Annotated in this window: 14 protein-coding genes and 1 pseudogene; 7 read left to right on the top strand and 8 right to left on the bottom strand. The window is 36.3% G+C overall.

The annotated features are described in order from the left end of the window. The 5 genes from HLX49_RS15370 to HLX49_RS15390 form a co-directional block, all read left to right on the top strand. A partial coding sequence (locus HLX49_RS15370; protein ID WP_296362996.1) for a rhodanese-like domain-containing protein occupies positions 1-1,101 on the top strand: 1,101 nt, incomplete at its 5' end. A 275-nt stretch (positions 1,102-1,376) separates the two neighbouring features. Beyond that, positions 1,377-2,405 carry an ATP-binding protein gene (locus HLX49_RS15375; RefSeq protein WP_237342786.1) on the top strand — a complete coding sequence of 343 codons (1,029 nt, stop codon included), beginning with the start codon at positions 1,377-1,379 and terminating at the stop codon, positions 2,403-2,405. Further along, a complete protein-coding gene (locus tag HLX49_RS15380) occupies positions 2,402-3,037 on the top strand; it encodes a response regulator transcription factor (RefSeq protein WP_077706105.1) in 636 nt (211 codons plus the stop codon). The genes HLX49_RS15375 and HLX49_RS15380 overlap by 4 nt, the downstream gene beginning before the upstream one ends. A 293-nt stretch (positions 3,038-3,330) precedes the next feature. Then, the gene (locus HLX49_RS15385; protein ID WP_483372461.1) at positions 3,331-4,092 is read left to right on the top strand and encodes a sulfite exporter TauE/SafE family protein; all 762 of its coding nucleotides are present in this window, start codon (positions 3,331-3,333) and stop codon (positions 4,090-4,092) included. A gap of 305 nt (positions 4,093-4,397) precedes the next feature. Further along, on the top strand, positions 4,398-5,105 hold the full coding sequence (locus HLX49_RS15390; protein ID WP_296362999.1) for a polysaccharide deacetylase family protein: 708 nt from the start codon (positions 4,398-4,400) through the stop codon (positions 5,103-5,105). A gap of 270 nt (positions 5,106-5,375) precedes the next feature. On the opposite strand, the gene HLX49_RS15395 is transcribed toward HLX49_RS15390, so the two are convergent. Continuing rightward, positions 5,376-5,666 carry a hypothetical protein gene (locus tag HLX49_RS15395; protein WP_296363002.1) on the bottom strand — a complete coding sequence of 97 codons (291 nt, stop codon included), beginning with the start codon at positions 5,664-5,666 and terminating at the stop codon, positions 5,376-5,378. A gap of 491 nt (positions 5,667-6,157) precedes the next feature. After that, a complete protein-coding gene (locus tag HLX49_RS15400; RefSeq protein WP_296363004.1) occupies positions 6,158-6,469 on the bottom strand; it encodes a hypothetical protein in 312 nt (103 codons plus the stop codon). 114 nt (positions 6,470-6,583) lie between these two features. Here HLX49_RS15400 and trhO point away from each other — a divergent pair, with 114 nt between their 5' ends. Further along, positions 6,584-7,555: an oxygen-dependent tRNA uridine(34) hydroxylase TrhO gene (gene trhO / locus HLX49_RS15405; RefSeq protein ID WP_077706110.1), complete on the top strand. Its 972-nt coding sequence runs from the start codon at positions 6,584-6,586 to the stop codon at positions 7,553-7,555. 130 nt (positions 7,556-7,685) lie between these two features. Here the strand turns inward: trhO and HLX49_RS15410 are convergent, their stop codons facing one another. Then, positions 7,686-9,368, bottom strand: a complete 1,683-nt coding sequence (locus tag HLX49_RS15410; protein ID WP_164085322.1) for a methyl-accepting chemotaxis protein — start codon at positions 9,366-9,368, stop codon at positions 7,686-7,688. A gap of 421 nt (positions 9,369-9,789) precedes the next feature. On the opposite strand from HLX49_RS15410, the gene HLX49_RS15415 reads away from it, so the two are divergent. Beyond that, on the top strand, positions 9,790-10,269 hold the full coding sequence (locus HLX49_RS15415; protein WP_101932641.1) for a glutathione peroxidase: 480 nt from the start codon (positions 9,790-9,792) through the stop codon (positions 10,267-10,269). A 455-nt stretch (positions 10,270-10,724) separates the two neighbouring features. On the opposite strand, the gene HLX49_RS15420 is transcribed toward HLX49_RS15415, so the two are convergent. The 5 genes and pseudogenes from HLX49_RS15420 to HLX49_RS17215 form a co-directional block, all read right to left on the bottom strand. Beyond that, positions 10,725-11,189, bottom strand: coding sequence for a tetratricopeptide repeat protein (locus tag HLX49_RS15420; RefSeq protein ID WP_418388547.1), 465 nt, complete (start codon positions 11,187-11,189; stop codon positions 10,725-10,727). Positions 11,190-11,529: 340 nt separating this feature from the next. Beyond that, positions 11,530-12,252, bottom strand: coding sequence for an amino acid ABC transporter ATP-binding protein (locus HLX49_RS15425; RefSeq protein WP_101932643.1), 723 nt, complete (start codon positions 12,250-12,252; stop codon positions 11,530-11,532). Continuing rightward, on the bottom strand, positions 12,245-12,904 hold the full coding sequence (locus tag HLX49_RS15430; RefSeq protein ID WP_296363011.1) for an amino acid ABC transporter permease: 660 nt from the start codon (positions 12,902-12,904) through the stop codon (positions 12,245-12,247). Before HLX49_RS15430 ends, HLX49_RS15425 begins: the two co-directional genes overlap by 8 nt. 274 nt (positions 12,905-13,178) lie before the next feature. After that, positions 13,179-13,955 (bottom strand): transporter substrate-binding domain-containing protein, encoded by a 777-nt coding sequence (locus HLX49_RS15435; RefSeq protein ID WP_296363013.1) that lies wholly within the window; start codon positions 13,953-13,955, stop codon positions 13,179-13,181. Positions 13,956-14,327: 372 nt separating this feature from the next. Continuing rightward, a pseudogene (locus HLX49_RS17215) lies at positions 14,328-14,442 on the bottom strand (IS30 family transposase); the annotation flags it as partial.

The following is a 14,442-nucleotide window of genomic DNA, read 5'->3' on the forward strand; positions in this document are numbered from 1 at the left end:
GATGGCGATACAATTACACTTGGTAATCTAACATTTAAAGTCATGCATACACCAGGGCATACACCAGAGAGTATCTCCTTCTTACTAACGGATGGCGGTGCTAATGCCGACGAACCGATCGGCATTTTCACAGGTGATTTTGTGTTTGTCGGAGATGTCGGGCGCCCTGACTTACTGGAAAAGGCTGCTGGCGTGCAAGGAACGAGTGAACCTGGCGCAAGAGACATGTTCCATTCATTAGAACGATTTAAGCAGTTACCGGATTTCTTACAAGTTTGGCCGGCACACGGAGCTGGTAGTGCATGTGGAAAGTCGCTCGGAGCGGTTCCATCTTCTACTGTCGGCTATGAAAAACGATTTAATTGGGCATTACAGCACGAGAATGAAACGGACTTTATAAAAGCATTACTGGAAGGACAACCGGAGCCGCCTGTCTACTTTGCGATTATGAAGCATGTTAATAAAGTAGGACCAGCAATCCTTCGCGATCTGGAAAAACCAGAAGTTATAACTGATGGAAACCAAATAGAAACGCTCTTAAATGATGGAGCACAAGTTTTGGATACGCGTGAAGCAGAAGCATTTAGCCAGCAACATATACCAGGTACGATCAACATTCCATTTAACCCGTCATTTACAAATTGGGCTGGATGGCTCATCAATTATGACGAACCTTTATATTTGTTATGTGATCCAAATCAAACGTATGACATATTAACTGCCCTTCGCTCCATTGGAATTGATTTAGTTAAAGGATTTATGGATGCGGAGCAAGCTATCAAACAAGCCAAAAACCTAGAATCGTATGCAAATATCTCACCACAAGAAGCGAAACAATTGCTAAAAACAGAAGCTGTCACGTTCATTGATGTTCGCAATCAATCGGAGTGGGATGAAGGGCATATCGAAGGTGCAAACCACATCATGCTTGGGACATTAAAAAATCGCCTTGACGAAGTTTCAAATAACGGCACGATCCTCATTACATGTCAGTCAGGTGGTCGTTCTGCAATTGGAGCGAGCTTATTACAAGCTAAAGGGTATAAACATGTACAAAACATAACAGGCGGATATACTGCTTGGACGGAGCAAATTAGCTAAATGAAAGAGAATGGAACACGAAGGTAACGGGGGTATGCTGGAAAAGAGTAGCCCCCTTTTCCAAACCGCTTATTCATGACGGAAGGCTTCGTTTTGTTTATACAAAGATATACTCCTATCGCGCTTTGGTTAATACCAATCTAATCATTGACTCCCTTACTAAATCATTGGCTTGTACAATAACATACAAGCACAGATGAAGAAAAGAGGAAAGTCATCGACTATAATGAAAGGAGAAATGCGATCATTTTTTGTAAGTAAAGGGGGAAATCACCGTGTGTTCCATTCAATATGAGAATAAATATTTGCATCAAATCTTCGAAAACATTCAAGATGGGATCATTATTATGGATCAGAGCCGTAAAATTTTAGCTATGAATCCTTCTGCAAAGAAATTAACAGGCTGGTTATTACATGATCGTGTACCGTATTGTTCTTTTTGTGAAACTCGGTTGTTACAAGGAAATGAAAATAAATGTTATTTAATTGCGCATGATGAAGTGCCTTATTTTCTTTCTGATATGCCGACGTATCATGGTAAGAAAATTAATGTGGAAATGAGCACCGCATTAATGTTCCACGATGCTACAACACATCAAAAAGAGTATTTACTTGTCTTACGCGACCAATCTCTCATGCAAAAAGAAAAAGAAGCACAACTTTCAAAAAAAATGATCCAAAAATTAATTGAAGCAAAAGAAAATGAGCATAAGCGGCTTGCCCAAGAGCTTCATGACGGGGTTGGTCAAGCACTCTACAGTATTTCTGTCGCTTTACAAGCCATTGAATCCTTTGTAAATAATACACGAATTCAAAGCTATGTCGATGAAGTGCAAGAAGAACTAAATCATGTGATGAACGATATTAAAGCCTATTCTTATCAACTACGGCCCCAGAGTATTGATCGTTTGGGATTGATTGCAACGATACAAGGGCTTATGCATACGTTAGAAAAAAGTAATCCAAACATTACTATTACTTTCACCACCACCTTAAAAAATCGACTTCCTTCTTTAATGGAGATTAATCTATATCGAGTTATTCAAGAAGCCTTACACAACACGATTAAATATGCGAACGCGACACAAGTTGTCATTGAACTTATAGACATGCCTCATAAACTAGAATTAACAATACGAGATAATGGAAAAGGGTTTGATACAAGCAAACGTTCCGCGGGGTTAGGCCTAAAGCATATGGAAGAACGAGTGAATTTACTTAGAGGTACTTTTCAAATTGCTTCTGAGTTACAACAAGGTACCATTATTCGTGCATCCATCCCAAAGGAGGATCACCTTCTATGATTCGTGTATGCATTGTAGATGATCATCGGTTAATTCGTCGAGGACTTCAATTATTGCTCGAAGCTTATCCGGATATTCATGTTGTTGGCGAAGCAGAAGATGGAGACGAAGCGATACAGCTCATGCATCAATTGGAAGTTGATGTTATGTTAATGGACGTATCCATGCCTAATGGGCTAGATGGATTTACAGCTTCTGAAGTTATTTTACAAAACCACAAACATGTCCATATTGTTCTTTTAACGATGCATGATGAAGAAGTATACATACAAAAGGCCATTCAACTCGATATTGGGGGATACATTTTAAAAAATAGTAAAGGCAACGAATTACATGAAGCCATACATGCCGTTCATCGTGGTGAAAAATACTATAAAGTAGGCTTACCTGAAGATCAAATCGCTAAATTATTTAAACATAGCAAAAAAGATTATTCGATTTTATCTGTTAGGGAAAAAGAAATTGTTCGACTTACTGTGCTTGGCTATACAAATAAACAAATGTCGCAACGTTTATTTATTAGTCCAAAAACAGTGGAAAACCACAAAGCAAATATTATGCACAAACTCGAGTTAAAATGTAAATCTGAATTAATCCAATACGGTCTAACGAATCATTATCACACAATATAGTTGTTTATTTTTTGTATAAAGTGAACCTTCAATCAGAGGGGGGCCGAGGTTTCTCTCTTCCCACACTGATTGTTAGGTGAACGAAATCGCGGACGTAGGTGCTGTTATCTCCCACTTAGACTTGTTCAGCTCACATCTTCCAATGCTTGTAGTGGGAGTCTTACAGCACCTTATACCCAGAATAAAAAACTTGCCACAATGGGGAAATCACTTTTCATAAGAGATAGTAGCCATGGCAAGTTCTATAATCAACTAACAAAACAGCGGAGGGAAAGCAATTGAGTTTTGATTTTATGTTACTCATTTTTTTCATTGGTTTTATCGGTTCATTTATTTCAGGTATGGTAGGAATTGGCGGTTCGATCATTAAATATCCCATGTTACTGTACATCCCTCCCCTCCTCGGATTCGCAGCTTTTAGCGCACACGAAGTATCAGGTATTAGTGCTGTACAAGTATTTTTTGCTACGATTGGTGGCGTTTGGGCATATCGTAAAGGTGGATATTTAAATAAATCACTCATTCTATACATGGGAATTAGTATTTTGCTTGGGGGATTAATTGGGGGTTATGGTTCCAATATCTTAGCGGAATCTACCATTAACATTGTATATGCTATTTTAGCTACCATTGCCGTTATTATGATGCTACTACCCAAAAGTAATGATGATAATCCGGATTTACAAGAGGTAACGTTTAATAAGCCGCTTGCAGCTAGTTTATCTTTTATCGTCGGAATCGCAGCTGGCATTGTTGGGGCAGCAGGCGCTTTTATTCTCGTTCCGATTATGATTACCGTCTTAAAAATACCAACGAGAATGACAATCGCCAGCTCACTTGCCATTACGTTTATTTCTTCCATTGGTTCTACAGTCGGGAAGCTAGCTACCAATCAAGTGTTATTTATCCCCGCGGTCATTATGATTGTTGCCAGTTTAATCGCTTCTCCACTTGGCGCAGAATTGGGAAAGCGTATGAATACAAAGATACTGCAACGGTTATTGGCAGTACTCATTTTTGCTACAGCGGTCAAAATTTGGTGGGATATTTTTTGAGCAGTTGGAGCATAAAAGTAGCATATTTGTACATAGTATAAAGTGACTTCAGTCTAAGTTTCCCTGTTCGTTCTTTAGAAAAACTTAGTTAGCTATCGCCAAGTCGTTATGGCGATGGCTGTAGTTTTTCTTATACTATAATCCATAAAAATTTTACGCTTTCCTATAGTGCAAAAAAGTGGGTTTAGATACTGCTATCTCCCTCTTGCACTACAACGCATCCCTTCTAATTCAATTCTAAAATGGGATTCTTCCAGTAAAAAGCAATGCACGATACATTATCCTTATAGAAAATGAGGAATTCTATGTTTAAATATGCTATGTTACTAATTTATCTGCTTTTATCATTTTTTCCGACTACTGAAAACCTACATGCATATACAGAAGAAAGAATAAAGTATGAGAAGTCAGGAGATGTTATATGGGAAGGTTATACGGATGAAAAAGTGGTTGCATTAACATTTGATGACGGACCTAACCCTAAATACACACCACTCATTCTTGACATTTTAGACAAATTTAATGCCAAAGCAACCTTCTTTGTCACTGGTTCCAACGCAAAAAAATACCCCTACCTTATATATAGACAGCATTTAGAAAATCATGAAATTGGAAATCATACATTTAACCATGATTATCGAACAAAGAACTTGAAAGAAGAGCTTAAGAAAACAGCAACCATTATTTATGAGACCACTGGTACATCGCCTACTAATTTCCGACCACCGGAGGGCGTATATAATGATGAAATTGTTACCATCGCAAGCGAACAAGGATATACCGTTGTCTTATGGTCTTGGGATCAAGACCCAAAAGACTGGGATCGTCCCGGTGTTGATGAAATTGTAAATCATGTCACATCCAATATTTCGCCAGGCGATATTATTCTTTTACACGATTCAGGAGGAAACCGAAGCCAAACTGTAGAAGCACTACCAAAAATATTGGAGTTTTTAGATGAAAATGAATATAAGACGATAACAGTATCTGAAATGATTCAACGAACTTCCTAATTGCACCAAAGCTTAATTCACATAAATATTATCTAAAATCGAACATTAACAAATCTATATGCACTTCCCTTAGAGCAACTAGCTTGTCACCCTAGTTTTATGACCTAATAAGAACATAAGCATCATCTTCCATATATTGGGCAAAAAAATACCAATTCACTATATAATTGTGATTTGGTATTTTTGTTTAACAGTTATTAATACTATTATTTTCAAAAAAAGTTATCGCTAAACCTTTATAGAGACAACCGTAGTTTTTTATAAAATGCCTTATTCTTCTGTTTCTTTAACAGTAATCACAAGTCCACCAAATTTTCCAGCAAATAAATTGTAGATTAAAGTACTTAGCAGTGCAACTAATACATAAATCCCTACAAATATGACAATGCCTAATAAAGATCCGATTGCAACAAGAGCCCCCATACCATCACCCATCGAAAAGGTCCCTACAATTCCAATTAACGATAATAACCAATACATTATTGCAGGTATGATTGCGAAGTAAACCGTTACCTTCGCTACACTTCCATACGAAAATTTTTTAATTTCCTTTTTCGTCATTTCTTCCATCCCCTTATACTTTATTATTTATAATAATGCTGCAAACATATTACCCTTTATTTGGAAAATTAAACCTTAACTTACGACAAAAACCTCCTATATTAGAGTTATGCCTGTAGCGCAAACAGTATGAATGAAACAGGGTGTCTTCTTTCTCTTTCAAAAACTTACACTCTTTCTTGTCTGCAGATGATGGTTGTTTTCTCACAACCACAGGTTTAAAACTTTGCACTCATGACTCCATTCATTTGCAACCAGCAACCTATCACTATGAAGTCTCTGGTAAACGTTTATACCTTTATCCTGCTAAAACTTGTATAAATTGAAGTATATAGATTACATTGAACCACTCGTAACCGCTATCACTTTATTACAATACGCTTCGTTTGTAAGATCATGAGAATAAATACAATTTTATCCTTTTACTCCTCTAGTAAAGTGGAAAAGATTTCTTGTTGAGCATCTTTGTCTATATTACTAGTTTACCTCGTCTAATATGATGCATCAAAATCTTCAATAAAATTAAAAAACATTAAATTCTGTACGAATGTATTTATTAAACGAATCACTAATGCTGTACTTTGTCCAAATTTGTTTACAGATGCTCTTGATGCATAGATTTTCTCCAATGATGGATGAATTAAACGATTTATCCTTTCCATATCGCTCTCTTGTTTCATCATATCCGTATTTTTAAAAACAATATAAAACTGCCATACAACTTCATCCATTGCTGGCTGTAGTACGCGATATATGTCCTTATCACAATAAACATCACCAAAACTGTTTGTACAAAAAATCACAAACTAGAATATATCTAAAAAACATGCTACAATGTACAATTGCAAGATAGAAAAATGAATAACGACTACCATACATTTGTATCTTGCAAATATAAATGATAGGTGGTAAACAACATGGAAAGTAATATGCCATATGAGGTTTTATTGTATTATCATTATGTTCACATCGATGATCCAGATGGATATTCAGCTGAGCATTTGAAGTTTTGTAAGGAATTAGGTTTAAAAGGAAGAATTCTTGTTGCCCATGAAGGCATTAATGGCACATTGTCTGGCACAAAAGAGCAAACGAAAGCATACATGGATATGATGCATGCCGATCCTCGCTTTGCCGATATGGTGTTTAAAATTGATGAACATGATGGGCATGCGTTCAAAAAAATGCACGTACGACCACGAAAAGAATTAGTTACCTTCCGTCTTGAAAAGGATGTTGATCCACATGAGACGACAGGAAACTATTTGTCACCAAAAGAATTTTACGAGGCAATGCAGCATGAAGATACGGTCGTCATTGATGCGCGTAACGATTACGAATATGATTTAGGTCATTTCCGTGGCGCTGTACGTCCAGATATTAAAACATTTCGTGAATTACCAAATTGGATTCGCGAGCACAAGGACGATTTTAAAGATAAGAAAATTTTAACCTATTGTACTGGTGGCATACGTTGCGAAAAATTCTCCGGTTGGTTAAAAGAAGAAGGTTTTGAAGATGTAAACCAACTACATGGTGGGATTGTCACATACGGCAAAGATCCGGAGGTACAAGGTGAATTATGGGACGGTAAATGCTATGTCTTTGACGAGCGCATTTCCGTGCCAGTTAACCGAAAAGAGCATGTCGTCGTCGGTGTCGATTATTTTGACGGCGAACCATGTGAGCGTTACGTCAACTGTGCTAATCCAGAATGTAATAAACAAATTCTTTGCTCGGAAGAAAATGAGCATAAATATTTGCGTGGTTGCACACATGCATGTCGCGTGAGCCCACGTAACTTATATGTGAAAGAGCACGAACTATCGGAAGAAGAAGTGGAAGCGCGCCTTGAAGCTATAGGTGAAAGCTTAACAATGAAAGCATAACATAATGGCTTGTTTCATAGATCAGATTATAACTATGAAACAAGCCATTTCTACCTTCTGATTAAACGCATTTTCAAAAGCGCCCTTTAACGCACCTATTCGAAAAAATCCTCATCGTACAGTTGCCTACTTATTCAAATTTGTTAACGAGTTCTTGCAATTCTTCCGATATTTTCGCTAAGTTTTCTGCGGATGATTCCACCTCTTCTATTGAGGCCAGTTGTTCCTCTGTGGCTGCAGAGACAGTTTGTGTTTGCTCACTCGTATTTGTCACAATTTCTTTAATCTCATTCATAGAAGTTTGCAAATTCTGTGCTCCAGACGACAGCTGATTAATATTTTCACTAATTTTCGCAAATTGACTTATAATGCTATTAAATGTACTTTCTATTTTTTCAAACGTACTACCAGCTTCATGGACGACGGTCGTCCCAGTTTCTACAGCTGCATCTGTAACGTCCATAGACTCCATCGTTTCATTCGTTTCTTGCTGGATATTCTCAATTAAGTGCGTGATCTGTTTAGCGGATTCGTTGGACTGCTCAGCAAGTTTTCTTACTTCTTCGGCAACGACAGAAAACCCTTCTCCATGTTCCCCCGCTCGGGCAGCCTCAATAGCAGCATTTAGAGCTAATAAATTCGTTTGCGATGCTATATCCGTAATGGTTTGGTTCATCGCATTAATTTCCGTTAAACTGCTGCTTAAACTATGAATTGTTTTCCCCAAGTTAGTAACGTTGTGACGAATGACTTCCATCTGACCGATGACATCATTCATCTCTTTTTCCCCTTTTCTAGACAATTCCGCAGATGATTTCGCTTCACTAGAAACAATAGACGTATCGTCATTGATTTTTTGAAAACTAGATATCATCATATCCATCGTATCAGCTGTCTTTTCGATATGTTCCAGCTGATTTGCAGATCCGGCAGCGACCTCTTGAATAGCAGAAGCAACATGTTCTGAAGCTTGTGTATTTTGCCCAGCACTAGCACTTAATTGCTCAGAAGACGCGACGACATTTTCAGACGCTTCTTGGGTCGACGATAGTAAATCCTTAAATGTAGTAATCATTCCATTAAAGGCTGTTACTAATTGCCCAAGTTCATCATTTGCTTTGTAATCACTTATTACTAACTTCCCTTGTTCAGCAGTCTTCATAATATGTCGTAAATGTTTAATTGGTTTTATAATCGATTTAACTATCCATAAGCTAACCACCATGAATGCAATAATTCCTATCATCGTTATTGCTATAACAATTAAGCTTACTTCATTTAAATCTTTTTGATTTTTTTGTTTCATTTTATTTGCTTTGTCAGAAAAGTGTTCTTGAATTTTTGTCATTATTTCGTCAATCTCTATGCGTTTGCTCAAAACATGATCTACATAGTAATTATATCCAGCCTCTTGATCATCTTTTGCTAATTGAAGCGCATTATTTCGCCCTTGAATATAATCATCTACAAGCATAGAATAACTATCCGTATCCATGATTTGTTTTGGATATAATTTTTTCGTTTCCAATTTTTCATTTTCACTAGCAAGCTCATCAATACGCTGAATTAAGTCATTATATGTATTTTGATCATTTGTCATCATAGCTTCCATGGAATACGCATCAATAGTAACATTATTTTTTTGGATTTTCCCTAGCTTATCAATGGAAACTAAATACTTTTCATACATTTCGATAGAGTCATCTGCCATATCATGTAAATAGGTAAATTGTACAACACTAATAATGATGGATAAGAGTACAGCAAATGTAATGAGTAAAAAAAACTTCTTTGCAATTTTTAAATTCCGCATTGCTCTTTCTCCTTCCTCTATAAGCATAACGCTTTAAATAGATATACGATTACAACAAATATTTTGTGAAATTATGATCATTTAAAAAGAATTGGATGGTTTCCGTATATTTTTCTTTGCAATATTGACAAATTAATACAAATAGTTATATATACCTATTCATTCAACCCACAGCAACACTATCATAGCCTTTTTACCTACTGTTTTCAATTAATTTACCTTATTTAACAGACATTTCATAAGCGATATGTTTTTAGAACATCTCTTCAAACGATATGTTTGACAGTTTATTTGCTTATTGCTATTCTTTTTAGTAAAACGTAACTATCGCCAAGTCTTTATGAAGATAATCCTAGTTTTACTTATACGATTAGACATAGAAATCTATACTTTTCTACGATGCAAAAGGAGGCTTCGTTATATGTCTATATACGATTTCGACGTAGAAACGATAGATGGGAAAGAGAAGTCGTTAGATAATTATAAAGGGAACGTACTGCTTATCGTAAATACAGCAAGCAAATGTGGTTTTACTCCGCAATTGGAAGGTTTACAACAGTTATATGATGCATATAAAAATGAAGGTTTTTATGTACTCGGCTTTCCATGTAATCAATTTAAAAATCAGGACCCAGGCTCAGAGGAAGAAATCGCTACGTTTTGTCAATTGAATTATGGTGTCACTTTTCCAATGTTTGCAAAAATTGATGTTAAAGGGGAGCATGCGCATCCGTTGTTTAAGTATTTGACAGATGAAGCAAAAGGGATGTTTACAAAACAAATTAAATGGAACTTCACAAAGTTCTTGATCAATAAGCAGGGCGAGGTTGTTAATCGCTACGCACCACAAACGAAACCAGAACAAATAAAAAAAGATATTGAGGCAGCTTTGCAAGCGTAAAAAACGCCTGTTTAGTAAAGTGGTGGAAAGCGTTTTTTTAATAGAAAAATAGTTGGATGACATAGGGAAGTGGACATTAGCATTTATAGCTAGTTTGCTTCTTTGATTATCCAACTAAAAAATGAATAGTTTTTACAGTGTGGACTTTATTGCAATTGTACCTTACAACAGATTAGCTTTGTGAACTACTCTCACCACTTATCGCCAATAATAGTTGTTTGAAGCGAGGACTTGGTTTTTTGGGAAAGTACGTTAAATAATTGTTCCAATACAAATAATACATTTCGTACGACTTGGAAAAGAAACACACTTGTTTTGCAAGCGATGTATTACTGTTGTATTTATCATTTTCCATGTACACCTACACTAGCACGTTTTAGCGGTCCGTCACAGAAACGAAAATATAAGCAGCAATATGTCCTATCAGGCACTTGTTTAGTAAAACATGGCATTTTTCAATCAATCCATTTTTCATCTAATTTATCTGAATAGAATTTTATTGCCCTTCTATAACTCATAATCTCAGCATCATTTGTCGTATCGATAATACAATTTAGTAATAGTTCCATAGCCTTATCATGTTCGCTTAAATTGTATAAAGTCATTGCATAAAACGTTTGCAATGCTCTATTTTTAGGGAATAGTTCCATTCCTTTTGCAAATACACTTTTTGACTTTTTATATTCACCTACTGTTCTATATGTACTACCCAAGCCTAGAAAAGCACCTTGCAATTCTTTTGCAGGCAATCCTAACTTAATGGCATTTTTATAATAAGGGATTGCTTTTGTTTCCTCTCCTATTATGTCAAAACTCCAAGCACACTGATAATTAATGAAGGCATTATTAGGAAATTTTTCTACCAATTTCATGAGCAATTCGTTAGATTCTATATGTTTGCCTTTCTCTCGTAAGTTCATTGCTCTAGATAATTCTATATCCACTACCCTTCACCTCCTTCCTCATCCAAACGTACCTTAAGATGAATCATGTCAAACTTCTAAGATCATTTTAACATTTCCACTTTATGTTTACAAAATTACAACCAAGGTTGTGCAACTATCAGAAATTCACAAGCATACCTCGGCAAATACATGCGCTTTACAGCTTTTGTCGAGCATAAATGGGCTCAGTGCTTCCACTTTCTTGTGTCAGAGCAGCACAGGTATACTTTTCGGTCTGTGTTGCTTGCGTGTTTACTTGTCACAGGCCAAAATATTACATCCTAGGTCGAACATGCTTACTTAAGACGCATTCTATCTATAAAACTTTATCCAAAAAATCTTTTGCTCGTTCCGTTGCAGGTGCTTGAAAAAAAATAGAAGGATCTGCTTCTTCAATGAGCTTTCCTTGATCTAAAAACAGAATACGATCGGCAACCTCTTTTGCAAAATTCATTTCATGTGTGACAACAACCATGGTCATACCAGTATTTGCTAAATCTTTCATCACATCGAGTACTTCCTTCACCATCTCTGGATCAAGCGCTGACGTAGGTTCATCAAAGAGCATTATTTCTGGTTCCATAGCAAGTGCCCTAGCGATGGCTACACGCTGTTTTTGTCCACCAGATAAGCGATTCGGGTAGGCTTCTTCTTTATCCGTTAAGCCTACTTTTGCTAATAGTTTTTTTGCTATTTGATAGGCTTCTTGCTTGGATATTCCTTTTACTTTTTGTGGTGCATAAGCCACATTATCTAATACTGTCATGTGTGGGAATAAATGAAAATGTTGAAACACCATACCGATATGCTTTCGGACAGCTAATTTATTTTGCTTTGGATCGGTAATTTCTTGCTTGTTAAGCCAAATCTTTCCTTCCGTTGGGAGTTCCAATAAGTTTAAGCAACGTAAAAATGTCGATTTACCAGATCCAGACGGGCCAATGACAGCGACAACTTCTCCGTGCTGAATCGTTGTCGATATATTTTTTAATACGGTTTGTTTGCCAAATTTTTTCGTTATATTTTCCGCTTTAATCACTTTGACGAAGCCTCCGTTCTAGTAATCTACCAAATTGTGTAAGAATAAAGACCATCACCCAGTAGATTAAGCCTGCAAATAATAATGGTTCAAAATTGCGATATAAGTCTGAACCGACCACTTGCGCACGGCGCATTAAATCTAAATAACCGATTGTAGATACGAGGGCGGATTCTTTTGTTAATGTAATAAATTCATTCATCATCGCTGGCAATATATTTTTAAATGCTTGTGGCAAAATGATATGTGCCATCATCGGACGATAAGGAATTCCCAACGCCTCTGCTGCTTCAGTTTGCCCTTTTTCCACTGCTTGAATACCACCACGAATGATTTCAGAAATATAAGCAGCTGAATTGAGACCAAATGCTAATACGGCAGAGATAAATGCGGATATATCATAGCCTGTTAACTGTGGAACAGCATAATAAATAATCATTAATTGCAAAATGAGTGGTGTTCCACGAAAGATGGAAGTATACGCATCTGCAAAGGGTTTAAACACAGGAACTTTTGTTACTTTACATAAAGCTAGTAATGTACCTAAAATAAATCCAATGACTATAGATACACTAACGAATTTTAATGTTGCCCCAATTCCTTCTAATATAAAAGGAATGTAAGGCACGATTTGGCTAAAATCCAAATTCATGCCTTATCACCTCACTTTTCTCTCTCTATGTTTTTTCATCCATGTTGCATTTAGAAGTTACCCAACTTTGTCCCTATATAAAGTGAAGCTTCTATTCAGCGGGAAATTCTTCCATCCAAGCTGATATTCAAGTCTCCAAGGGTAGAATCTCAAAAAGGGGAATTAGGTGGTTATCTTTCCGTTAGACTTGATCAACTCCCATCTTTTCATTCTGGAGGTGGGAGATACCAAAACTTTATATCATTGATACATGTGTCAACTTCTGGTCACTTATCTATTGCAATTCTTTCAACCACTTATCTTCTAGCTCTTGAATTTCCCCATTTTCTTCAAATTTGGCTAGTACATCATTTACTTTTTCTACCAATTCACTCCCCTTTGGAAAAGCAATTCCCATCCCTGGAGAACTCTCTGTTGGATCATCAAAAAACTTTAAATCCTGTTCTTTTATATAACCAGCTGCAACAGTTTTATCCATATAACCGACATCAATCCGATTGGCGTTTAATTCTTGAGGGAGAAGACCAGCTTTATCTACTGCTTTCACTTCAAATCCATATTCTTTTGCTAGTTTTTTTGCTCCTTCCTCCTGAATCGTTCCAAGCTGTACACCAACTGTTTTTCCTTTTAAATCTTCTATTGTTTCAATTTCAGAGTCTTTCGTTGTTAAAAAGCTTTCGCCTGAACGATGGTATTCTGTTGAAAAATTGACATTCTTTTTCCGGTCCTCGGTTGCACTCATTCCAGACATTACCATATCCACTCGATCTGCTTGTAACGCTCCAATTAATCCGTCAAATTGCATATCTTCTATTTCTAATTCATAACCTAATTCTTCCGCTATCATTTGTCCTAATTCAATGTCAAATCCTTCGAAATTCCCCTCTGGATCACGCGTTTCAAATGGAGGAAAGTCCGCTGATGTTGCCATTTTTAGAACCTTTTTCTCTTTTCCTTCTTCTCCAGATGCTTGATCATTACTACTTCCACAAGCTGTTATTATTCCAGTTAAAAGAACGACAAAAACTACTAGGATCATTTTATGTTTCATTTTATTCACTCCAATTTTTGTTTATATATGTCTCTAGATTTGCAAAACTATTTTGATTATGAATAGTGATTTGCTACCATATGAGGCATGATGATTTTATGGTATATAATGCATAATCTTTCCTATGCATTATTGATCTCACTACTTATAATGACAATCTCGATGTTTATAAGCCCTATTACTTCACTTTTTCTTACTTAAACATAATCAAACTTTTGCTGATTCTTACGTAAGCTATTCCTTTCACGTATTCTTGGTAAACTGTTAACCGATGATTGTAAGATTTTCCTTTGAAACTTAGCTCTCATCGATGAATGAATGCTGAACTTAGGGGAAATTAGAAAAACTGATCTTATTACCTTTTTTGATTTGTCAAATTAAGCGAGACAACATGCTTTTATCAAAATCCTGACCGACATAATCTATGAAACACTCCATTGGTGTTTTGTATTTCAATGATTTCCTTGGTATGTTATTCCTTCGGAGT

Origin of the sequence: Virgibacillus sp., from assembly GCF_013393565.1 — a bacterium.
Lineage (GTDB): Bacteria > Bacillota > Bacilli > Bacillales > Amphibacillaceae > Virgibacillus > Virgibacillus dokdonensis.

Coding starts and splice junctions, on each gene's coding strand:
- HLX49_RS15380 (WP_077706105.1), top strand. CDS start 2,402: ATGATTCGTGTATGCATTGTAGATGATCATCGGTTAATTCGTCGAGGA.
- HLX49_RS15385 (WP_483372461.1), top strand. CDS start 3,331: ATGTTACTCATTTTTTTCATTGGTTTTATCGGTTCATTTATTTCAGGT.
- HLX49_RS15390 (WP_296362999.1), top strand. CDS start 4,398: ATGTTTAAATATGCTATGTTACTAATTTATCTGCTTTTATCATTTTTT.
- HLX49_RS15395 (WP_296363002.1), bottom strand. CDS start 5,666: ATGACGAAAAAGGAAATTAAAAAATTTTCGTATGGAAGTGTAGCGAAG.
- trhO (WP_077706110.1), top strand. CDS start 6,584: ATGGAAAGTAATATGCCATATGAGGTTTTATTGTATTATCATTATGTT.
- HLX49_RS15410 (WP_164085322.1), bottom strand. CDS start 9,368: ATGCGGAATTTAAAAATTGCAAAGAAGTTTTTTTTACTCATTACATTT.
- HLX49_RS15415 (WP_101932641.1), top strand. CDS start 9,790: ATGTCTATATACGATTTCGACGTAGAAACGATAGATGGGAAAGAGAAG.
- HLX49_RS15420 (WP_418388547.1), bottom strand. CDS start 11,189: ATGAACTTACGAGAGAAAGGCAAACATATAGAATCTAACGAATTGCTC.
- HLX49_RS15430 (WP_296363011.1), bottom strand. CDS start 12,904: ATGAATTTGGATTTTAGCCAAATCGTGCCTTACATTCCTTTTATATTA.
- HLX49_RS15435 (WP_296363013.1), bottom strand. CDS start 13,955: ATGAAACATAAAATGATCCTAGTAGTTTTTGTCGTTCTTTTAACTGGA.